This window comes from Bifidobacterium sp. LH_743, assembly GCF_056355775.1.
In genome coordinates this window covers 190,320-211,616 of sequence record NZ_JBKESZ010000003.1, presented here as the reverse complement: position 1 = coordinate 211,616, position 21,297 = coordinate 190,320, and the positions used below count along the sequence as shown (strand labels likewise).

At 59.1% G+C, this 21,297-nt stretch carries 19 protein-coding genes and 1 tRNA gene; 5 read left to right on the top strand and 15 right to left on the bottom strand.

The features are described 5' to 3' along the window. The first annotated feature begins 103 nt into the window (after positions 1-103). On the top strand, positions 104-991 hold the full coding sequence (trhA, locus tag AC1ATL_RS05835; protein ID WP_476569209.1) for a PAQR family membrane homeostasis protein TrhA: 888 nt from the start codon (positions 104-106) through the stop codon (positions 989-991). A gap of 88 nt (positions 992-1,079) precedes the next feature. On the opposite strand, the gene AC1ATL_RS05830 is transcribed toward trhA, so the two are convergent. The 13 genes from AC1ATL_RS05830 to AC1ATL_RS05770 all read right to left on the bottom strand — a co-directional run bounded on the left by AC1ATL_RS05830 (position 1,080) and on the right by AC1ATL_RS05770 (position 16,113). Continuing rightward, positions 1,080-1,559: a GreA/GreB family elongation factor gene (locus AC1ATL_RS05830; RefSeq protein ID WP_026645796.1), complete on the bottom strand. Its 480-nt coding sequence runs from the start codon at positions 1,557-1,559 to the stop codon at positions 1,080-1,082. Positions 1,560-1,597: 38 nt separating this feature from the next. Continuing rightward, positions 1,598-2,005, bottom strand: a complete 408-nt coding sequence (locus tag AC1ATL_RS05825; protein WP_432624035.1) for an FKBP-type peptidyl-prolyl cis-trans isomerase — start codon at positions 2,003-2,005, stop codon at positions 1,598-1,600. Positions 2,006-2,057: 52 nt separating this feature from the next. After that, entirely contained in the window at positions 2,058-3,512 is a 1,455-nt protein-coding gene (locus AC1ATL_RS05820) for an L-serine ammonia-lyase (protein WP_476569206.1), read from the bottom strand. Positions 3,513-3,542: 30 nt separating this feature from the next. Beyond that, positions 3,543-4,118: a cadmium transporter gene (locus tag AC1ATL_RS05815; RefSeq protein ID WP_476569204.1), complete on the bottom strand. Its 576-nt coding sequence runs from the start codon at positions 4,116-4,118 to the stop codon at positions 3,543-3,545. A 117-nt stretch (positions 4,119-4,235) separates the two neighbouring features. Continuing rightward, positions 4,236-4,315, bottom strand: a tRNA-Leu gene (locus AC1ATL_RS05810). Positions 4,316-4,358: 43 nt separating this feature from the next. After that, a complete protein-coding gene (locus AC1ATL_RS05805) occupies positions 4,359-5,354 on the bottom strand; it encodes a Ppx/GppA phosphatase family protein (protein ID WP_432624041.1) in 996 nt (331 codons plus the stop codon). 16 nt (positions 5,355-5,370) lie between these two features. Beyond that, positions 5,371-5,937, bottom strand: coding sequence for a DUF501 domain-containing protein (locus AC1ATL_RS05800; protein ID WP_432624040.1), 567 nt, complete (start codon positions 5,935-5,937; stop codon positions 5,371-5,373). 8 nt (positions 5,938-5,945) lie between these two features. After that, positions 5,946-6,491 carry an FtsB family cell division protein gene (locus tag AC1ATL_RS05795; protein ID WP_432624032.1) on the bottom strand — a complete coding sequence of 182 codons (546 nt, stop codon included), beginning with the start codon at positions 6,489-6,491 and terminating at the stop codon, positions 5,946-5,948. Between the two features lie 82 nt (positions 6,492-6,573). Beyond that, positions 6,574-7,872 (bottom strand): phosphopyruvate hydratase, encoded by a 1,299-nt coding sequence (gene eno, locus AC1ATL_RS05790; protein WP_026645789.1) that lies wholly within the window; start codon positions 7,870-7,872, stop codon positions 6,574-6,576. A 122-nt stretch (positions 7,873-7,994) separates the two neighbouring features. Next, positions 7,995-11,555: a transcription-repair coupling factor gene (mfd, locus tag AC1ATL_RS05785; protein WP_476569201.1), complete on the bottom strand. Its 3,561-nt coding sequence runs from the start codon at positions 11,553-11,555 to the stop codon at positions 7,995-7,997. Next, positions 11,545-12,144 carry an aminoacyl-tRNA hydrolase gene (gene pth / locus AC1ATL_RS05780; RefSeq protein WP_476569199.1) on the bottom strand — a complete coding sequence of 200 codons (600 nt, stop codon included), beginning with the start codon at positions 12,142-12,144 and terminating at the stop codon, positions 11,545-11,547. Before pth ends, mfd begins: the two co-directional genes overlap by 11 nt. 106 nt (positions 12,145-12,250) lie before the next feature. Further along, on the bottom strand, positions 12,251-12,763 hold the full coding sequence (locus tag AC1ATL_RS05775) for a GNAT family N-acetyltransferase (RefSeq protein WP_432624029.1): 513 nt from the start codon (positions 12,761-12,763) through the stop codon (positions 12,251-12,253). Between the two features lie 98 nt (positions 12,764-12,861). Next, positions 12,862-16,113 carry a UPF0182 family membrane protein gene (locus AC1ATL_RS05770; protein WP_476569197.1) on the bottom strand — a complete coding sequence of 1,084 codons (3,252 nt, stop codon included), beginning with the start codon at positions 16,111-16,113 and terminating at the stop codon, positions 12,862-12,864. Between the two features lie 218 nt (positions 16,114-16,331). On the opposite strand from AC1ATL_RS05770, the gene AC1ATL_RS05765 reads away from it, so the two are divergent. Further along, positions 16,332-17,498, top strand: a complete 1,167-nt coding sequence (locus AC1ATL_RS05765) for a glycoside hydrolase family 3 N-terminal domain-containing protein (protein ID WP_476569195.1) — start codon at positions 16,332-16,334, stop codon at positions 17,496-17,498. A 99-nt stretch (positions 17,499-17,597) separates the two neighbouring features. On the opposite strand, the gene AC1ATL_RS05760 is transcribed toward AC1ATL_RS05765, so the two are convergent. Continuing rightward, positions 17,598-17,933 (bottom strand): branched-chain amino acid transporter permease, encoded by a 336-nt coding sequence (locus AC1ATL_RS05760; RefSeq protein WP_432624039.1) that lies wholly within the window; start codon positions 17,931-17,933, stop codon positions 17,598-17,600. Continuing rightward, entirely contained in the window at positions 17,933-18,661 is a 729-nt protein-coding gene (locus tag AC1ATL_RS05755) for an AzlC family ABC transporter permease (protein ID WP_476569356.1), read from the bottom strand. Before AC1ATL_RS05755 ends, AC1ATL_RS05760 begins: the two co-directional genes overlap by 1 nt. Positions 18,662-18,898: 237 nt before the next feature. Between AC1ATL_RS05755 and AC1ATL_RS05750 the strand changes: the two genes are divergently transcribed. From AC1ATL_RS05750 to AC1ATL_RS05740, 3 genes are all read left to right on the top strand, one after another. Beyond that, positions 18,899-19,414 (top strand): NAD(P)H-dependent oxidoreductase, encoded by a 516-nt coding sequence (locus AC1ATL_RS05750; RefSeq protein WP_476569193.1) that lies wholly within the window; start codon positions 18,899-18,901, stop codon positions 19,412-19,414. Positions 19,415-19,554: 140 nt separating this feature from the next. Beyond that, a complete protein-coding gene (locus AC1ATL_RS05745) occupies positions 19,555-20,466 on the top strand; it encodes a DUF3737 family protein (protein ID WP_476569191.1) in 912 nt (303 codons plus the stop codon). Between the two features lie 231 nt (positions 20,467-20,697). Further along, the gene (locus AC1ATL_RS05740) at positions 20,698-21,282 is read left to right on the top strand and encodes a DapH/DapD/GlmU-related protein (protein ID WP_476569189.1); all 585 of its coding nucleotides are present in this window, start codon (positions 20,698-20,700) and stop codon (positions 21,280-21,282) included. The last annotated feature ends 15 nt before the right edge of the window (positions 21,283-21,297 follow it).

The following is a 21,297-nucleotide window of genomic DNA, read 5'->3' as shown; positions in this document are numbered from 1 at the left end:
TTCGCACGCCATATATCCATGTGCAATATGGAATCGCGATTGACATATCCGGCTATTACGATAACGTAGGTTACGGTTCCGTAACTTATCGTGGAGGCATGCGATGGCAAAACCCACAGACACAGAAATAGAGGCCAAGCGCGCGGTCATCGCCGAAGCGCGAGAACAGGCCTTGCAGGCGAAGGCAGAGACCATCCGGGTGAAAGCCCACAACAAGGCCGACAACATCCGGCGCAAAGCGGATGCGAAAGCCAAACGCACCATAGCCAAGGGCGAAGCACATGCGGCGAAGATCGAAGGCATTGTTCCCGCCGAAATCGAACGCAAGATCAGACTTGATGTTCACGGCAGACCAAAACCGCTTCTACGCGGCTGGATACACGCCGTAGCCACTCCTCTGGCCCTCGCCGCGGGAATCGTCCTGATCTGTCTAGCCCATGGCACGGGGCTCAAATGGGCGTGCGCCGTGTTCATGACCTGCTCGCTGGTGCTATTCGGCAACTCCGCCTGCTATCACCTAGGAGATTGGTCGCCCCGCGTCACCGACGTACTGAGACGCATCGATCATATGAACATCTTTCTGCTGATCGCAGGCACCTATACGCCCGTGTCCTTCGCGCTCACGCCGTTCTGGCGCAACTCCATCATTGCCGGCATGTGGACGTGCACCACCATAGCGCTCATCATCCACGTCATCTGGATCAGTGCGCCCCGTTGGCTTTACGTTCTCGTCTACATCATTTTCGGCGTGTCCGGAGTCGCGTTCATGGGGCTGTTCTGGATGTCTCCTTACGCTGGGCCGGCCGTGGTGGTGCTGCTCTGCGCGGGCGGTGCGTGCTATATCGCCGGTGCCATCGTGTACGCCTTGCGCAAGCCGGATCCGTGGCCGAAGGTATTCGGATTCCACGAGATTTTCCACACCGGGACCGTGGCGGGCTATGCCTGCCATATGGTGGCGATCTACATGGTGATCGTGCAACTATGGGCATGACCCGACGATAGGGTCCGCTGAATGGAAGAGCCCGTTCTCATCGCATTCATATCGATGGGAACGGGCTCTTCTATCAACGACTGGGAAGTCAGGCGAGCGGCTTGGCTTCCTTGATGGTCACGGAAATCTCACGTCCGTTCGGAGCGGTGTAGGTCACCGTATCGCCCGCATGGGCGCCGTTGATGGCCGCGCCGATCGGGGATTCCGGGCTGATGATGCTGTAATCCGTGGCGATGGCCAGATCGCGGGTACCAAGCACATACACCATTTCGCGGCCATTGACCTCAAGCGTCACCAAGGAACCGTCACCGACCTCACCCGCCTTGGGCGCGGTCAGGATCTTCGCGTTACGCAGCTTGACGGTCAATTCGTCAATGCGTCCCTGGTTCACACGTTGCGCCTCGCGAGCGGCCTGATAACCACCGTTCTCGCTCAGGTCGCCCTCGGCACGCGCCGCGGAGACCTTGGATAGAATCTCGTCGCGGTACTCGCCTTCACGCCAAGCGAGTTCCTGCTTCATCTTGTCGTACGCTTCCTGCGTCAGCAGAATCGTCTTTTCTTCGGCCATGTTATCCTCCTTGACCTTGGAAGAATATTACCCGTCGTTCAGCGGGTGGAGATGATGTCGATCACGAACACCAAGGTGTCTTCGCCACCGATGCCGGCCTGCGGGACTCCACGGGAACCGTAACCGTATTCCGGCGGAATGGACACCACCAGTCGCGAACCGACATTGTGTCCGGGGACAGTCTGGTCCCAGCCTTTGATGACCTGGCCGACGCCGATACCGAACGTGGCAGGCTGGTGACGGTCAAAGCTGGAGTCGAACGGGGTGTCCTTGCCCCAGACCACACCATGGTAGTTGACGGTGACGGTATCCCCACGACGGACCATCGGGCCATTGCCCTCAAGCAGCTCCACGACCTTCAGCCCCGCAGGAGCGTTTTCAGTCGGGAATTCGAGGGTCGGACGATCGCCGAATTCGGCATTGACAATGGGCATTTCGGATGCCATGGTGAACCTCCTTGGAAAAACACAATGCCACCAAGATTAGCACCACCTACCGCTAGCATTCAACAACGTTGACCGCAAGACCTCCCTTTGACGTCTCCTTGTACTTGGCCATCATGTCCTCGCCGGTGTCCTTCATGGTTTTGATGGCTTGGTCGAGACTCACGATATGCGTGCCGTCGCCCAGCATGGCCATACGCACCGCATTGATGGCGGTGTTGGCGGCCATGGCATTGCGTTCGATGCATGGAATCTGCACCAGACCGCCGACCGGATCGCAAGTCAGGCCTAGATTGTGCTCGATGCCGATCTCCGCGGCGTTCTCCACCTGATGCGGAGTGCCGCCCATCACCGCGCACAGTCCCGCAGCCGCCATGGAACAGGCCGTACCGACCTCGCCCTGGCATCCGACCTCTGCACCAGAAATCGATGCGTTGCGCTTGAACAGATATCCGACCGCTCCCGCCGTCAACAGGAACGTCACCACACCATCCTCACTCGCATGATCCACAAAATGCCAGTAGTAATGGAGGACCGCGGGAATGACTCCCGCGGCGCCATTGGTCGGCGCGGTGACGATACGCCCGCCGGCCGCGTTCTCCTCCGATACCGCCAAGGCGAACAAATCGACCCATGCGGCATCCGACGATTCAAGCACCGCGTCCGCACGTTTCCTGTCGCTTTTAAGCACATCACTATTGGATGCAAGCCGGGCATACATTCTGGGCGCTCTACGTGGCACGTCCAAGCCGCCGGGAAGCACCTTCCTGTTCGAACAGCAACCGTGCCGCACGCAACGGCGCATCACACGCCAGACGTTGTCCAGCTCGCTGCGCACCTGCACGGCCGAGCGCATGGACGTCTCATTCGCCCACACCACATCGGCGATGCTCATATGATGTTCATCGCACAGCGAAATCAGCTCATCGCATGTGGAGAACGGATACGGCACATCCGTTTCGGTCAAGGAATCGTCGTTCCGGTCGACGAACGCCGTTCCTTCAGGCGGTTTCTCATGAATGCCAATCATCGGATCATCGGCGGATCCCCGTCTGACGAAACCGCCGCCAATCGAATACCAGACCTGCTCGTCGACGAGATTGTTCTGCCGATCGAATGCCTGGAACCGCATGCCATTGGGATGGGCCGCCATACGATGCCATGCGTCCATCACCACATCACGATCGTAATCGAAGGCGATACGACGGGTTCCGTCGAGCATCAATTCGCCATTCTTCTCGCATTCGTCGCGGATGACGCTCATATGCTCGGTATCAACGGTTTTCGGGACATTACCTTCCAGTCCCGCCAGCACGGCACGATCGGTGCCATGCCCCAGACCCGTCAGGGCGAGCGAGCCGTACAGCACCGTTCTCACACGATCAACCCGGTCCAACACGCCATTTCGTTTGAGGGAGTCCGCGAAGCCGCTTGCCGCGACCATCGGCCCGACGGTATGCGACGAACTCGGCCCGACGCCGATGGTGAACATCTCCAAAATGCTGAACATATTCCCCTTCTCCGAAAATGTCCCACTTGGTTATGCGGCGTAAAGCACGCTGAACATGCGGATCATGATGAGCAGCCCCACAACGGCTACGATGACTTCCGCGACGAGCATGGCAATCGCCATTCCCTTGCGATTGCCGAGTTTGGCATCAAACAGTTTCGAGAAGAAGAAGGCGATGAACCCCAATGCGGCTCCGTTGAGCGTGATCGCACCGACCTGGCCATTGGAAAGCACGCTCTCCCCCACTTTGGTGAGCACCGAATTGATGGTGGCCGTGAATACCAGAAGACTCCATACGCCATAACCGATCAGTCCGGTCACCGCATAGCCGAACGGGCGGAACTTCTCCTTGAGTTTGAAGGTGAAGGATTCGGCACACCACAGGACGGCGAATCCCACGACAAAGCTGAACGCCACAGCCAGGAACACGGCTTCCAGAGCCCATGGAACAAGCGCCAGCGAATGGTCCATCAACGTGAAGTACAGCGGCGAGCACACGATCTCGCCGACGGCAAGCACTCCGGCGACGATGATCGCCTGCGCGAGCATCAAAGGGATTTCGGTATCTGGCTGTTCAATCACGGGCCTGGTGTCGTTCGAAGTCATGCGCTATCCGTTCCAGTCGGTTCGTATAAATTGTCGATGCCCGACAGTGTACCCATGGATTGTTTCAGGAACGCTATGCCGGGCGCATGATCCGCGCATAAACGTCAATTGCGAAAGTGCCTCCAGCGGGACTCGAACCCGCAATCCGAAGAGGTCGATTTTAAGTCGACTGCGTATACCAATTTCGCCATGGAGGCTTCACGCCGACCAAAAAGGCCGACGCCAAGCTATTATGCCACGTCAGCGCGCGGCAAGCAATCTTCTGCCGTAATCCAGCACAATGCCGTCCAGCAAGCCGTGTTCGCTGGCCATGAAGGAATTGATACGCTGCCCGTGATCCGCATATGCGGCATCGGACACCTTGGCGAGCACGCGGTTCCACACCAGCGCACCGCCACCCACCACGTCAACACGTCCAGGATGGATGGTCTTGTAGGTCAGGCGCTCCTCGCGGGGCATGCGCAGGAAGCGGTCGTCAACGGCATAGGCGTCCTCCAGCGTGCAACGTGCACCGTCCACGGCGGTATGGTCGTACTCCGTCAACCCCATGGCTAGCGCGGTCATGGTCGTGACCGTGCCGGACACGCCGATGATGGTGCGAGCCTTGCCCGCGGGCACAGTTTCGAACGCCTCGTCGATATGCGCGTCGATGTCAGCGATGGCTTCAGAAATCTGCGCTTCAGTGGGCGGATCGTTTTTCAGATGTCGTTCGGTCATACGTACCGATCCGATGTTCATGGAGAACGCCGCCTCGACCTGTGTGCTCGGACGAGCGACGCCGTCGCCGCCGAGGACCAGTTCCGTGGAGCCGCCTCCCAAATCGACCACCAGATACGGTGCCTCGACCTCACGATGAACGATGCTGGTGGCGCCCAGAAAACTCAGGTCGGCTTCCTCGGTGCCTGGGATGACTTCGGGACGCACACCCAGAATCTTCTCGATGTTGTCCTCGAACTCCTCACGGTTCTCGGCATCACGGGTGGCCGATGTGGCCACGAAACGGATGCCGTCCACCGGATGCGAGGCGAGCACGTCGGCGAACTCACGGGCCGCCTCATAGGCGCGTTCCAACGCCTCATCGGCGAAACGGTGCGTCTTGTCCACATCCTGACCAAGACGAACCACACGAAGGATGCGCGGAACGATGTCCTCCACACCGTTCTCATCCACCCGAGACACCTTCAGACGAATCGAATTCGTGCCGCAATCAATACCGGCAACGGTTACCGACTTCACCATTGTTTCCAACCTCTCACTCTTCATTGTCCACGGCGCAACGGCATACCGTCGGATCGAATTCATGCTTGATGACGGCCAATGCCATGTCTCCGATCGGATTGGCGCCCTCACCCATCACCAGCGTCTGCGCCAGCAGCGCATGGAGACACTTGACACGCACCGGCATGCCACCTGCGCTGGTGCCTTCGATATGCGTCTCGCTATCCTTCATAGCCGACGCTATCTCATGACGGAACGCCAGATAAAGCTCGTGCGCACGCTCATATCCGGAACGCAGATCCGCATCCTCGGCGAGCCTATCATTGTATTCCTTCATTCTGCCTTCGGCCTCGATATGGGAAATCGCTTTCACCGCCTCGGGACTGGTCAGATAACATGTCGTCGGGAACGGAACTCCACCCGGAAGCAATGGCCGGGTGATCACGGCCAAAGGACGGCCGCATACGCAACGCGCCCCGACGGCGACCATGCCTCGGGGATAACGCCCAAGCTGACGTTCCACCACCGCTATGTCCTGTTCGGTGGCTGGGTGAGCGAGTACCTTGGCCGCCAGCGCTTTGGCCTGTTCGATAACCGTCATATCCTGTGTCACTGTTGTTGGTCTCCTGACTGCCGCCCAGTGTCGGCCTGTTGCCGGTCGCTTTGAGCGTCCTGCTGGTTCTTCTTTTCGGCGTCTTGCGTGGACTTTGCCGTCTTACCGGTTTTCGCCGGATCCGACTGGTCCGCCTGCTTGAAGGAATACTCAAGTTCCTTATACCATGGTAGGACCGTCTTCGTCGATTCCTCGTACGATGTCCCCTTGTTCGATTCCTTCTTGCCGGTCACTGCCTCGGGATGCTCGACACGAATCGCCTGTTCACCAGGAAAGACAAAGCCCAGACGGTCTCTTGCCTGCGCAGTGACGTACGCCTTGTCGTTCCATCTGGCGATGTCGTTCTCCAATTCGTGCTTTTGGGCGATCAACGCGGCTTCCTGCTTCTTCAAGCCGTTCAGTTCGGCCAGATTCAACGCATAGGTATGGAACGTCGATGCCAGTTGTATGGTGCCCAACGCCACGATGAACAACGACACGAAGAACGCGACTGGACCGGCGCCACCCTTTTTCGATGATTGCTTTCGTGCCTTTGAACTCATAGCAATGAAAATACCCGCCGCATTCGACTTGGAACACGACGGGTATTCTTATGTCAACGCATGCACGATGCGTTGCCTACGCTCACTTGGCGATGTACTTCTTGCAGGCCTTGAAAGCGCTGTAGCCGGCGTACTGAGCGGTGGAGCCGAGCTCCTCCTCAATCTCGAGCAGGCGGTTGTACTTGGCGATGCGCTCGCCACGAGCCGGAGCACCGGTCTTGATCTGGCGAGTGTTCTTGGCGACGGCCAGATCGGAGATGGTGGTGTCCGGGGTCTCGCCGGAACGATGGGAAACCATGGAGGTGTAGCCATTGGCGGTGGCCAGTTCGATGGCGTCCAGAGTCTCGGTGACGGTGCCGATCTGGTTCAGCTTGACCAGCAGGGAGTTGGCGGCACCCATGTCGATGGCCTTCTGCAGACGCTTCGGGTTGGTGACCAGGAGGTCGTCGCCGACGAACTGCAGACGATCACCGAGCTTGGCGGTGATGTCGGCCCAGTCCTGCCAGCCTTCTTCCTGGAACGGATCCTCGATGGAGACGATCGGGTACTCGTTGATCAGGTTCTCGTAGAAGTCGAGCATGTAGCCGGCCTCACGGTCGTCACCCTCGAAGTGGTACTTGCCGGTCTCCTTGTTGTAGAACTCGGAGGAGGCGACATCCAGGGAGATGCCGATCTGCTTGCCCGGCTCGTAGCCTGCGGCGGAGATGGCGTCCATGATGTAGTTCAGGGAGTCCTTGTTGGACTTCATCTTCGGAGCGAAGCCGCCCTCGTCGCCCAGACCGGTGGCCAGGCCTTCCTTCTTCAGGACGTTCTTCAGGGTGTGATAGACCTCGACGCCGGCCTGCAGAGCCTCGCTGTAGGTGTTGAAGCCGTACGGGGAGATCATGTACTCCTGGATGTCGGTGGCGAAGTCCGCATGAGCGCCACCGTTCATGATGTTCATGTTCGGAACCGGCAGGATGTGACCGTTGGTGCCGCCGATGTAACGGTACAGCGGCTGATCCGCGGATTCGGCGGAAGCGTACAGAGCGGCCAGGGACACGCCGAGGATGGCGTTGGCGCCCAGACGACCCTTATTCGGAGTGCCGTCGAGCTCGATCATGGTCTCATCGAGAGCGCGCTGATCGGAAGCGTCCATGCCGATGACCTTCGGAGCGATCTCCTCGTTCACGGCCTTGACGGCATTGAGAACGCCCTTGCCCTGATAGACGGACTTGTCGCCATCGCGACGCTCCCAAGCTTCGGCTTCGCCGGTGGAAGCACCGGACGGAACGAGGCCCAGGCCCTGAGCGCCGTCATCGGTGTCCAGAACGACCTCAACGGTCGGGTTGCCGCGGGAATCGAGAATCTGACGCGCGTAAACGCTTTCAATTACTGCCACAACTACTCCTTATAAACGTTAGGTTGTGATGACATTGCCAAGAATAGTGCGATTTATGGACGTATGGCAAACTCCGCCGACATGTTTTATGTGAGCGCTCACATCATCATCGGAATGCAACATCAACGACGCGGTGTCGGCTTCCAGTCCAAATCATCGAGCAACTGACTGGTCCACCCGACCACTTCATCCGAACTCATCGGCTTGGAGCCGAGCGAACCAGCGAACGGAGCCGGCACGATGTACGTTTTGGTCAAAGGCCGGTACTGGATACCCTTGTAGATTCTGGCCATGCGCATCTGTACGGATTCACGCGGCTCGAATTTCGACACGCGTACGTTGCGTCCCTGCGCGATGATCTCGGAGATGCCGAGTTTCCTCGCCTTGAAACGCAGCCTCGCCACGTCGAACAACGCCTCGAAATCGACCGGCGGTTTACCGTAACGGTCGGTGAGCTCATCGCGCAATTCGTCGAGATCCTCTTCGGTGCGGGCGGAAGCGAGTTTCTGATAGGCCTCCAATCGCAATTTGTCCGAATCGATATATTCGACGGGAATGGACGCCTCCACAGGCAGGTCGATGGTGACCGCGACCGGCTCCTTGCGTTCCGGCTCCTTATACTGTTCGACCGCCTCGGAGACCATACGCACGTACAGGTCGAACCCGACGCCCTCGATGTGGCCGCTCTGCTCATCGCCCAGCAGATTGCCGGTGCCGCGCAGCTCGAGATCCTTCATGGCCACGTCGAAGCCCGACCCCAGTGCGGTGTTCTGCGCGATGGTGGCAAGTCTGTCATGCGACTGCTGGGTCATGGGCCTGGTCGGATCGTACAGGAAATACGCGTACGCACGCTCTCGCCCACGTCCGACACGGCCGCGCAACTGGTGCAATTGGCTCAAGCCGAACCGGTCGGCGTGATCGACAATCAACGTGTTCGCATTGGAGATATCAAGACCGGTCTCAATGATGGTGGTGCAGACCAGCACGTCGATGTCACGGTGCCAGAAGTCGCGAATCACGCCATCAAGCTGCTTCTCCCCCATCTTGCCATGCGCGATGCCGACATGCGATTCGGGCACCAGCTCATGGATCTTCGCAGCGACGGAGGAGATGTCATGGACCCGATTGTGCACGTAGAACACCTGACCGCCGCGCAGCAGCTCGCGTCGGATGGCCGCGGTGACCTGCGCGTCCTCATAGGCGCCCACATAGGTGAGCACCGGCAAACGGTCCTCCGGCGGCGTGGCCAACGTGGACATCTCCCGGATGCCGGTGACGGCCATTTCCAACGTGCGAGGGATAGGCGTGGCCGACAGGCTCAGCACGTCCACATTGGTCCGTAGCGCCTTGAGTGTCTCCTTGTGCTCGACGCCGAAACGCTGCTCCTCGTCGATGATGACAAGTCCCAGATCCTTGAACTTGATTTTCGGATTGAGCAGCTTGTGTGTGCCGATGACCACGTCCACGGAACCGTCCTCGAGACCTTTGATGGTGTCGTTGATCTCCTTGGTGGTCTGGAAACGGCTCATGGCCGCCACGTTCACCGGGAAGCCCTCATAGCGTTCGGTAAAGGTCTCGAAATGCTGTTGCACCAGCAAGGTGGTCGGCACCAGCACGGCCACCTGCTTGGAATCCTGCACCGCCTTGAACGCGGCACGCACCGCGATCTCGGTTTTGCCGAAGCCCACATCGCCGCAGATCAGGCGATCCATCGGAATGGGCTTCTCCATATCCGACTTGACCTCGTCGATGGTGGTGAGCTGATCGGCGGTCTCCTGGTACGGGAAGGCGTCCTCCAGCTCCTTCTGCCATGGTGTGTCCTTGCTGAAGGCGTAACCTCTTGTGCGTTGACGCGCCGAGTAGAGTTTGACCAGGTCCTCGGCGATCTCATGCACGTGCTTGCGCGCCTTGGCCTTGGTGGCGGCCCAGTCGGAGCCGCCCAATTTGTTGAGTTTCGGCGTCTCGGCACCGATGTATTTGCTGACCTGGTCGAGCTGGTCGGTGGGAATGAACAGTTTGTCGGCCGGCGCGCCACGCTTGCTGGGCGCGTACTCGATGACCAGATATTCGCGGGTGGTCCTGTTCTCACCTTTGCCGATGGTACGTTGACGCATCTCCACGAAACGGCCGATGCCATGCTGCTCATGCACGACATAATCGCCGGTTTTGAGCTCCATCAGATCGATGGCCTTGCGACGGCGTTTGGGGGTCTTCGCCTGGCCGGCGGCGGACGTACGCCCTGTGATGTCGCGTTCGGTGAGCAAGGCGATTTTCGCGGCGTTGTCCACGAAACCGTCGACGGCACGCGATCGGACGCAATCGAAATTCGCGATGCCTGTTTCGTTGATGGCACGCTTCAGACGCGCCAGCGTTCCCTGCGCGGCTGCCGTGACGGTCACCGCGTAACCGGCGTCGAGCAGGCCTTCGATGCCAGTCGCCGCTTTGGTCTCATCGCCACGGTATTCGTCCGGCTTGGTCGCATCGAGCTGGATATGTCCCTCCCGGGTGCCATCCACGCCGAAGCTGGTGAGTTTCCACACGTCATGCCTGGAGAAGATAAGCGAGGAAATCGTCTCCTCGAAATCGTAGAAGTTCGCCTGATCGAAGGTGATCGGAGCGCCGGCACCATGCCCGGAAGCGGCGACATGCCAGCTGGCAGCGAGGAATTCATTGGCTGTTTTAGCCAAGTCATCGGCTGCGCGACGAAGCTTTTCCGGATCGGACAGCATGATCAGCGCGTTCTTGGGAAGCATGCCCTGCACCGGTTCCATGTCGTCTACCAAGGCGGGCAGCAATGACTCCATGCCTTCGACGGGGATGGCGTTTGCTATGGATTCAAGCATGTCCTCCGCATTGGGAATGGAGCCGACAAGCGATTTCGCGCGTTGACGGATTTGTTCCGTCAGCTGCAGTTCCCGGCAGGGAGTCGCCCATACGGTGGCAATGGCCTCACCGTAGGTGCGTTGGTCGGACGCATGGAATTCCCTGATGGTGTCGATCTCGTCGCCGAAGTACTCGATACGCACCGGATGCGGCAGCGTGGGAGGGAAAACGTCGATGATGCCGCCACGGACGGCGAATTCACCACGGTCCATCACAAGGTCGACGCGAGTGTATGCGTTCTCAACCAATTTGCGGGAGGCCTCGTCGAGCGGCAGCTCCTCGCCTTGAGAAAACACCAGTGGCTCAACGTCGCCGAGGCCCGCGACCACCGGTTGGATCAAGGAACGTACCGGCATGACCAGAATGCGGATGGGTCCGAACAGTCCGCTCCCCTCCTCGGGATGCCGCAGCCTGCGGAAAACCGCCATGCGGCTCGCCACGGTATCCGCGCGCGGGGAGAGACGCTCGTGGGGAAGGGTCTCCCACGCTTCGAGTTGCGCCACATCATTCGGGTCGCCGCCATACCAGGAACGGATAGATTCCACGGTTTCCTCGGCTTCGCGGCTGGATGCCACGACAAGCACGACAGGCCGATTCCCGGCCGCTCCGGCGGCAAGCGCCGGGCGCAGCCCCTCCGGCGCACCGACGGTGATGCTCGGATCGATATCGGATTCCGGTTCGTCGACCTCGCCTGCGATCAACGCACGGAAATCGTCATCGGTTTCCAGCACATCGAGAATGCCCGCAAGCGATCCCACGGTCGGCGGCTGAGTCTGCCGTCCCGTCTGTTCAGCGGCCATTGAAACGCTCCTGGGCCTTGGCAAGACCGTCGAAGATGATGGTCTCGGCCGCATCGGCACCATCCGCTAGGAATTCAGGAAGCCGCTTACGCTGGTCCGGTCCGAAACCACCCAGCACCCAATTCACGGTGTTGTCGTGCGCATGCGCGCCACGCTGCGCGTGTCCGACGCCCATGCGCACGCGCGCGTATTTCGGCGTGCCAAGCGAACGGTCGATGGATTTGATGCCGTTGTGTCCGCCTGCCGAGCCGCCGGCCTTGATTTTGATGCGGCCGAAATCGAGATCCATGTCGTCATGGATCACCACGATATGGTCCGGTTCGATATGGTAGTACGCGCTGATGGAGGCGATGGCGCTGCCGGATTCATTCATGTAGGTGAGCGGTTTGGCCAGGAAGAACTTGACATTGCGTCCGGACAGGCTCATCACGCCCTTGCCGAGCATGGCAAGACCCTTATGGTCGGAGAAGTTGACCGACCAACGTTCCGCCAGCACGTCGGCGGTCATGAACCCCATATTGTGGCGGGTGCCTTCGTATTTGGAACCCGGATTACCCAATCCTGCGATCAACCAGAAATCAGATGCCATCGAAATCGTCCATTCCTCTGTTCGTGTTCTATGCGTTTGTCCCGCATTCTCGCATGGCGCTCAATGCCTTCGCCTTGATAACCGCGAAAATTCTACTGACAGGTGTTTACAGGTCGAGATACCAATAGCTCATGTCCCGCATGGTGCCCGTGGAATCCGTGGCCGCCTGGGGCATAAGTCCGAATTGCGTGAAGCCGAAATGTCTCATCAACGCGATGGAGCCTTTGTTGTCCGCGAAGATGATGCCGCAGGCCTTGCGCATGTGACGGCTTCGGCATTCGTCGAGCAGTCTGGACAGCGTGAAGACACCCGCTCCCCTGCCCTGCCATTCAGGCGCGATGTAGTAGGCGAGGTCGGTGACGCCATCGTAGCCGGCGCGATCATAGAACACGGAGAGCGCGGAAAATCCGATGACCTCCTCACCGCCATTCGGCGTTGGCACGGTGGTGACGAACACCGCATATGGATCATGGTGCGATTCGACCCATGCCTTGCGCTGTTCGAAGGTGCGTGGCGTGGTGTCCGCGGAAGATCCTCCGTGGATGACGGCGGCATTGTAGATGTCGGTGATCGCCTGGATGTCGGTCTGCGTCGCGATGCGGAAAGAGTATTCGGCCATGCGCTCCAGCATACCCGTCCGCAAACGACAAGGGGCCGGATTCCCTGTTTTCCAAGGGGAAACCGGCCCTGTCTTGCCGCCATATGCCGAACGAAAGATCACCGTTCGAGTTCTATGGCCTTGTCCAACGCCTCCTGAAGCTTCTTCTGCGCTTCTCCGTAGGCGGACCAATCGCCCTTCCTCATGGCAGCGTCGGAATCCTTCATGGCCTGCGAGGCGTCGTTGAGGGCGTTCTTCAGGTCGGTGCTCATAGTGGAGGACGAATCACCGGCATTGCCGGCCGTGTCGCCATCCGTACCGGAGGAGACGTCCTGCTTGCCATCACCCCCTGTCTTGCCGTCGGATGAATCGTTCTTCCCATCATTCGGCTTATTTGTAGCAGAATCCCCGGCGTTCTCGGCATCGCCGGCCGACGCTCCGGAATCGCCTCCGAACACCTGGTCCAACGCCTCATCCAATGTGTCGGCGAAACCGACCTGGTCACCGAAGGCAACCAGCACCTTCTTGAGCAGCGGGAAGCTGGTGGAACCGGACGATTTGACGTAGACCGGCTGCACGTAGACCAGCCCTCCGCCGAGAGGCAGGGTGAGCAGGTTGCCGCGCTGCACGTTGGTGGAACCGGATTCGAGCAGGTTGAGCTCCTTGGACACGTCGGCGGACGCGTTGAAGTTGTTCTGCGCCTGTCCTGGACCCGGCACATTGGAGTCCTTCGGCAGTTCCTGCAATCGTATGGTGCCGTAGTTCGAGCCGATCTTTCCCTTGTCGTGTCCCGCATCGGAATCGACCGACAGGAATCCGGTCAGGATCTCCCTGGTGGATGTGCCGGCGGGGATGTACGACGACGTCAGCGAGAACACAGGTTCGCTTGAACCTCCGGTCTGCAATGTCAGGTAATACGGCGGCTGCAGGATGTCCCGCTGCTGGGCCTGCTGCGATTCGGTCGGGTCGACCGGCGTCTGCCAGAAGTCCTCGCCGGAGAAGAACTGATTGGCACTGGAAACATGGTACTTGGCCAGCAGCTCACGCTGCACCTTGAACAGGCTTTCCGGATAACGCATGTGGCTCATCAGATCGCCGGAGATCTCCGACAGCTGGTGGTACTGACCGGGGAAGATCTTCTCCCAAGCCTTGATGACCGGATCGGACTGGTCCCATACATACAGGTCGACGGAACCGTCGTAAGCGTCCACGGTGGCCTTCACGGAATTGCGGATGTAGTTGGCGTTCTTCGAGTTCAGGCTGCTCACCGTAGCGGAGGATTCCGTCGTGGAGTCCTTGGTGGCCTCGCCCAGATCGGTCATCTGCGAATACGGATAGGCGTCCGACGTAGTGTAACCGTCGACGATCCACTTGACACGGCCGTCCACCACCGCCGGATACACGCGGCCGTCAAGCGTCAGATACGGCGCCACCTTGGCGACGCGTTCCTTCGGGGAACGGTCGTACAGGATCTGCGAATCGGCGTTCACTCGATTGGAGAACAGAATCTGGTCGGAACCGAAGCGGATGGCGTACAAGAGGCGTGAGAAGATATTGCCGATCTTCGGACCACCGTCGCCATCGAAGGTGTTGGTGGCTCCCTCCGAGCCGGTCGGATAATCGAATTCCCATGATTTGGTGCCTTCCGGAGCGCCGACGATCGAATACTCCGTGGCGTTCGGGGAGAAGTAGATGCGCGGTTCGTACTTCTCACTGTCCGTGAGCTTGCCTTGAGTGGGGATGCCGGCTTCGAAGAACTTCGGCTGGCCATCGGCGGTCACTTTGTTGCCGTAGGCCGCCACCACTCCATAGCCATGCGTGTATACGGTATGGTCGTTGACCCAGTTGCGGTTGTCAAGACCGTCCAAATCGAGCTCGCGGGCGGCGATCACCGTATCCTGGCTGACACCGTCGATGTCATACTTGTCGACCGCGACGGTGTCCGCGAACGTGTAATACTGCTTCGACTGCTGCAACTGCTTGAACGTCGGGGAGACGATCTGCGGATCGAGCAGCCGGATCTGCGCGGTCGATTCGGCGGAATCGGCCAACGCACCTTCCTCGCCTTCGGTGGTGGCCTTGTATTGTTCGGTCTTCACCTTGTCCAGACCATACGCCGCACGGGTGGCGTCTATATTGCGCTGGATGTAGGAGGATTCCATCTCCTGCGCGTTCGGATTGACGCGGAACCGCTGAAGCAGAACGGGCCAGGCCACGGTAAGCACCAGGCTCACCACGATGGCGGAGGCGATGGCCACGGTCGGCACCTTCCACGCCTTGAGCGCCTCGGAGGCCCGGGCTGCGATAGGGGCGGAACCTTCCAGCGCATGCGATTTCATGATCCACACGCCCAGCACGACGCCAAGCAGCGCGGTGATGGCGGCCATGATGAATGTGACGGGAATGGTTGCGTTCACCGTTGTGTAGGTGGCGCCGGTGATGCGGCTTCCCTGTTCGGTCAGATGGGAGAACACTCCCAGCACTTGGTTGGCGGCCCACGCGAACATGTTGAGCATCAGCCAGATGCCGATCTGACGACGCGCGCGCTTCGTGATGTGGAACAGACCGCGGCCGTTCACCGGCATGGTGAAGCGGATGCCGCCCATCAGTACGTGGGTGACAACGGAGAAGATGATGCCCGCGAGCAGCAGCAGCGAGACCGCCGACATGATGAGTTTCAGGCCGGGAAGCACGAACACGTAGAAACCGTTGTCGATGCCGAACTGCGGATCCTTGGTGCCGAAGCTCTGCGCGTTGAACATGAGCAGGATCTCGGACCAGTTGGCATTGAACTGGGAGCCGAACACCAATCCGACGAGCAGGGAGATGACCACGGCGATGCGGCGCGCGTGCTTGGAGCTCACGCTTTTGCCGATTTCGATGGTGTCGCCGTTCACTCGGATGGTGGAGCCATCGGCCGCGTCGGGACGGGCGCGGATCGCCAGCGTGGCGGAAATGTATCCGACCGCGGCGAGCAGCACCGCGTAGGCCAGCCACAGACCGACCCTGGTGCCAAGCTGCGTCCAGATGACGCTTTGGAAGCCGAGCTGGCCGTACCACATGACGTCGGTGATGAATTGGGCGAGCGCGAAGAACAGTCCGATGACGATGGCGAGTGTCAGAACCACGCCGATGAGGATCCTGCTGCCATTCGACGATTTCCTAGGACGGTCCGGCCTGCTGGCGATGCGGGGGCCAGAAGGTCTTTTCGGAGGAACGTTCGCCGATCGCCGGGGGCCATCCCCGCCGTCCGTCTCGACGTTCAGGATTATCGGATCGTCGTTGTCGGGTCTGCGGGAACGCTGTCCACCGGCACGGTCCGAACCGCCCTCGGGATCGAACATGGGACCAAACATATCAAAGAAAGACATGCTAACAGCCTAGCGATAGGCGGGGAACGCCATTATGCCGGTAGCCGAACGAATCAATCCACAGGCTGAATCCTTCATTTTCCGGATTTTCCAAGCAGGGACGCGGACGCGACACTCTGCACCGTGCCAGCACCATCGGCAATCGTGTATGCGATAATGGCCGCGTGAAGAAGAGGCCTTGCATTTCTTTCAGACGTTTCGTGGCGATTTGGTGTGTCATGGCGCTTCCGTTGGCGTTGTCGGCTTGTTCCGGCGATGCCGGTTCAGATTCCTCCATCTCCATGCCCGACACGGAAATCATGCATGGCTCTCTTGAAAAATCCGCGGTTCCGTCCGTTGCGGATGATTCGCCGCACGGCAAGGCGGTGCGCGCCGTCGAAGCCATGGATATCGATGAGCGGATAGGTCAGCTGGTCATGGTGCCGTTGCCAGCAGGATCCGACCCATCCATGTTGCGTGATCTCATCGTAGACCGGCATGTCGGCTCGGTATTGATCATCGGCAATTGGGATTCCGGCACAACCGGGGTTTCAGCCGCGACGTCCGAATTGCAATCATATGCCCCTTCCAATAATCGGCTGCTGATGACGACCGACCAGGAGGGCGGTTCGGTGCAGTATCTGAGGGGAAGCGGTTTCGATACCATGCCGTCAGCCACCTATCAGGGAACGATGGACACCGCCCAGCTGCGGCAATCAGCCGCGACCTGGGGCGCGCAGCTCAAAACCGCGGGCATCAATGTGGATTTGGCGCCGGTAGTCGGCACGGTGACTGTGGATCGTTCATCGAACGCCCCGATCGGCGCGCTGTACCGCGATTTCGGCCTTGACGCGGCCGGCAATGCGGAGCATGCGAAGGCATTCATCCAGGGACTATCCGATTCGGGGGTAGGCAGCGCCATCAAGCACTATCCGGGCTTGGGCTCGGTGACCGGCAACACCGACTTCACCTCCAATGGCATTCTTGACACCACCACGACATTGGATGGTCCGGAAATCAACGCGTTCAACACCACGCTCGACGTGAATCCGTCGATGGTGATGATGTCCTTGGCAACCTATCAGCGGATTGATCCGGACAATCCGGCCGTATTCTCCCGTTCACTGATCACCGACTATCTGCGCGGCACCATTGGTTTTCAGGGCGTCATCACCTCCGATTCCATGTCCGCGGCCGCATTAAACGGCATCCAACCAAGCGATTTGGGCGTACGCCTGGTTGAGGCCGGCGGCGATCTGGCTTGTATTGGAGCCTTCTCATACGTGCAGCCGGTGCTTGACGGGCTCAAGGCCAAGGCGTCCGCCGATCCTTCATTCGCGCAACAGGTGACACGGTCGGCGGAACGTGTCATGACGCTGAAATACAGCTTGGGGATCGCGCAATGACCACGACGGCCGTCGTTGACGGATCTCCAATCGAAAAGACATCACGGGAAGGCGCCGTTCCACAATCATCAATCGGATGAGCACCGAATCAGACAGGCATCAGACGAACACCAGTTGCACCAGCAGCATGTATGCCGCGGTGCCGCCTGCGATCGACAGCAGCATGTTCTTCTTCCATAGATGCAGCAGGATGATGACCACGATCGCTATCGCTTCGGGAGCGCCATGGTTTCCGGTCAACGGATGCACGCCCTTCAGCGAATAGACGACGAGCAGTCCCGTCATGGCATACGGCAACACGGTGCCAAGATAGGTGATGAAACGCGGAGGCTCCTTCGATTCGGGGAACAGCACGAACGGCAGGAACCGCGTCAGCACGGTGCCGAGCATGGCCATGAGTATCGTGACTACGCCCTGCCAAATGGTCATGGTCATCATGCGTGAGCCTCCTTGTCCATGGATTCGTTTTCCTTGCCCGTCTCATCGCCCGTGCCCTGAATGTTCAGGTCGTCCAGGTAAGGACGCAGCACGAGGAATACGACAAGCATGACGACCAACGAGGGAATCATGAAATCGTCGGGACCGAACAGGCTCAGGCAGATGGCGGGCACCGCGATTCCGGTCAACGCGGCCATATGGCTTTTATGCTTCGTCGTCATCCATTGATCCACGAAAATGACCACGAACATGGCGGTCATGACGAAATCAAGCCCGGAAGTGCCGAAAGTGATCCGTCCTCCGAGAATGCCTCCGAACGTGGCTCCGGCCACCCAGGAGGCTTGGTTGAGCAGACCGACGAAGAAATAGAACCATCCGCGGTCAACGGTGTCGGGAATCTTCGTTCCATTGTCGATGGCGAAGGTCTCGTCACATAACGAGAAGATGAGATATGGCTTCTTCAATCCCATGTTCTTGAATCGGCCAAGCATCGAAATGCCATAAAACAGATGCCGGATGCCGATCATGACGGCCAGCATGAAGGCTGCGAGCGGATTGAACGCGGAGACGAGCAGGTCGACCGTGACGAATTCCATGGATCCGGTGAAGATGAACGCGCTCATGCACATGGGCCATAGGAATGAGAACCCGCGCGTTCCCATCAGCACGCCGTAGGACAACGCCAAGAAGAAGAAACTTATACAGACCGGCAGCGTTCTGGGCAATGCGGTCGTGAACGCCCCCGCAATGGCCGTCTTCCTTTCCTGCGCACCTGATGCCAAACTCCCACTCCTCTCTTGAAACTCCTATGGAACAAACCCGTTGAACACGGCCATCATACTATCGTCATCCCCGTCAAACGCCCCTGATGGTATCGACGACGGTTATGACGGATTACGCCCAAAGCATGAACGGAACGATTATCATTCTTCATACCGAAAGCCATCGAAGAAGGAGCATGGATGAAAACACTGGTTCTGGTATTCCACCCGCATTTGGAGAAATCGCGGGTCAACCGCAAACTCATGGACGTCGCCAACGAAACCGGTGATGTGACGGTGGTCGACGAATACGCCTCGTACCCGGATTTCAGGATCAATGTCGAGCATGAGCAGGAGCTGCTTGAGACGCATGATCGTATCGTGCTGCAGTTCCCGTTCTACTGGTTCAGCTCCCCTGCGCTGCTCAAGCAGTGGGAGGATGAGGTGCTGAAGTCCGGTTGGGCGTATGCCGGTGGCCGCGCGTTGGAGGGCAAGGAGTTCATGCTGGCGGTGTCCACCGGTTCCCCGGCCGACACGTATACGCATGAGGGCAGCCATCTGCACACCATGGAGGAATTGCTGCTCCCGTTCGAGGAGACGGTGCGCTATATACATGCCACGTATCTCAAACCGTTCTTCATCCAGGGCGTCGCCACTGCCACCGACGAGCAGATCGATGCCGCCGTGGCCGAATATCCGACGGCGCTGACCGCCTGATCGATTGGCCGCCCGTTTCGGACGTGGCAGGTATTGACGTCGAGGAGACAAGACAGCGGGGAACCGCGTTCGCCAGTAACGAACGTGACTCCCCGTTTGACTTCGAGCACTTGAAGTTCCTATCTTGTGCAACGGAGCATATGAAGGAGCACATGTTGAACAGCACCCAAGACACCACTGATACCCCTGATACCGATGGCATGGTCGAGGTCCGCCAAGCCTTCCTCACCGGCGAGCGCGCGGAGTTCTTCGCTCGGAACCGTCGGTATGTCGATACCATTTTCGACGATGGCGAGTCGCCGTTGAAGCATGCGCGCGACATCGAACTGGTGGAGAGCTCATTCAAGTGGAAGTATCCGCTGTGGTATTGCAGCAATGTGAGGGCGAGGAACTGCACGTGGTTCGAGATGGGGCGTGCGGGCGTATGGTATACGGATCATATCACGGTGGAGGATTCGACGATCGAGGCGCCGAAGAACTTCCGTCGTGCCCATGATGTGACGCTGCGCAACGTGGATTTCCCGAATGCCGAGGAGACGTTGTGGTCCTGCCGTGACGTGACGTTGGACAATGTGAGCGCGCATGGCGATTATCTGGCGATGAACTGTGAGAACGTGAAGGCCGACAATCTGCGTCTGGTGGGCAATTATCCGTTCGACGGGGCGCGTGACGTGGAGATCTCGAATTCGCGGCTGATCTCGAAGGATTGCTTCTGGAACTGCGAGAACGTGACGGTGCGCGACTCGTTCATTTCGGGCGAGTATCTGGCGTGGAATTCGCGGAACGTGACATTCGAGAACTGTACGATTGAAAGCCTGCAGGGCTTGTGCTACGTGGATAATCTGGTGTTGCGCAACTGCCGGCTGATCAATACGACGTTGGCGTTCGAGTATTCCACGGTGGATGCGGACATTCACGGCACGATCGACAGCGTGCTCAATCCGAGCGCTGGTACGATCCGCGCCGATGCGATCGGCGAGCTGACGCTCGACCCGGGAAAAATCGATCCGAGCAAGGTCAAGGTCATCCTCGCCGGCGACAACGCCGACTGAGCGAGGTAAAAAGCCAACCGAACGAAGCAAAGCCGGCCACCATTTTCGTGGCCGGCTTTGCCATATCCTCCGCCCCGCCGGTCTTGTATAAACTATATACAAAAAACGTATTGATAATTGACAATATGCGTAATACGCATGATAAAACAATCATTACGCGCATTAGTTTTGCCGGCTTCATGCCTTCATAATGGTCACGACATCGATCGTTATGAAGACAAGGAGCATACCGTGGAGTACCGCGAGGGCTATGTGTACGAGTTGATGGACCAAGGTGGTCCGACCGACAACCGCGAACCGTATTTCAGGGAGGCGGTCGATGAGATGATGCGTTCGCGTACGCTGTGCGCGAGGGCGAACCAGGTCCTGCCGGACGACCCGTCCTATGTGGGCTATCTTGAGAAGCTGTTCGCAAGGAAGCTCGACGACGTGCGTATCCTGACGCCGTTCACCTGCGATTTCGGCAACCGTGTGACCTTCGGGCACAACGTGTTCATCAACCATTCGGCCATCCTGTCCGCCTCGGGCGGCATCGAGTTCGGCGACGGCGTGCAGGTCGCGCCGGGCGTGCGCATCGCCACCATCAACCATGATTTCAACGCCCGTCATTCCATCTACACCTACGGCAAGGTGATCATCAAGAAAAACGCGTGGATCGGCATGAACGTGACGATCTGCCCGGGCGTGACCATCGGCGAGTACGCCGTGATCGGCGCCGGCGCGGTGGTGACGCGCGACATCCCCGACTATGCGGTGGCCGTCGGCTCGCCGGCGAGGGTCATAAAGACACTCGATCCGAACGAGCAGACGGAGTAGCCCCGTTTCGTCGGG

Bases quoted from the DNA above. Each gene is read 5' to 3' on its own strand.
- trhA (WP_476569209.1), top strand. From the start codon at position 104: ATGGCAAAACCCACAGACACAGAAATAGAGGCCAAGCGCGCGGTCATC.
- AC1ATL_RS05830 (WP_026645796.1), bottom strand. From the start codon at position 1,559: ATGGCCGAAGAAAAGACGATTCTGCTGACGCAGGAAGCGTACGACAAG.
- AC1ATL_RS05825 (WP_432624035.1), bottom strand. From the start codon at position 2,005: ATGGCATCCGAAATGCCCATTGTCAATGCCGAATTCGGCGATCGTCCG.
- AC1ATL_RS05820 (WP_476569206.1), bottom strand. From the start codon at position 3,512: ATGTTCAGCATTTTGGAGATGTTCACCATCGGCGTCGGGCCGAGTTCG.
- AC1ATL_RS05815 (WP_476569204.1), bottom strand. From the start codon at position 4,118: ATGACTTCGAACGACACCAGGCCCGTGATTGAACAGCCAGATACCGAA.
- AC1ATL_RS05800 (WP_432624040.1), bottom strand. From the start codon at position 5,937: ATGACGGTTATCGAACAGGCCAAAGCGCTGGCGGCCAAGGTACTCGCT.
- AC1ATL_RS05795 (WP_432624032.1), bottom strand. From the start codon at position 6,491: ATGAGTTCAAAGGCACGAAAGCAATCATCGAAAAAGGGTGGCGCCGGT.
- mfd (WP_476569201.1), bottom strand. From the start codon at position 11,555: ATGGCCGCTGAACAGACGGGACGGCAGACTCAGCCGCCGACCGTGGGA.
- pth (WP_476569199.1), bottom strand. From the start codon at position 12,144: ATGGCATCTGATTTCTGGTTGATCGCAGGATTGGGTAATCCGGGTTCC.
- AC1ATL_RS05775 (WP_432624029.1), bottom strand. From the start codon at position 12,763: ATGGCCGAATACTCTTTCCGCATCGCGACGCAGACCGACATCCAGGCG.
- AC1ATL_RS05770 (WP_476569197.1), bottom strand. From the start codon at position 16,113: ATGTCTTTCTTTGATATGTTTGGTCCCATGTTCGATCCCGAGGGCGGT.
- AC1ATL_RS05765 (WP_476569195.1), top strand. From the start codon at position 16,332: ATGGCGCTTCCGTTGGCGTTGTCGGCTTGTTCCGGCGATGCCGGTTCA.
- AC1ATL_RS05760 (WP_432624039.1), bottom strand. From the start codon at position 17,933: ATGACCATGACCATTTGGCAGGGCGTAGTCACGATACTCATGGCCATG.
- AC1ATL_RS05750 (WP_476569193.1), top strand. From the start codon at position 18,899: ATGAAAACACTGGTTCTGGTATTCCACCCGCATTTGGAGAAATCGCGG.
- AC1ATL_RS05745 (WP_476569191.1), top strand. From the start codon at position 19,555: ATGAAGGAGCACATGTTGAACAGCACCCAAGACACCACTGATACCCCT.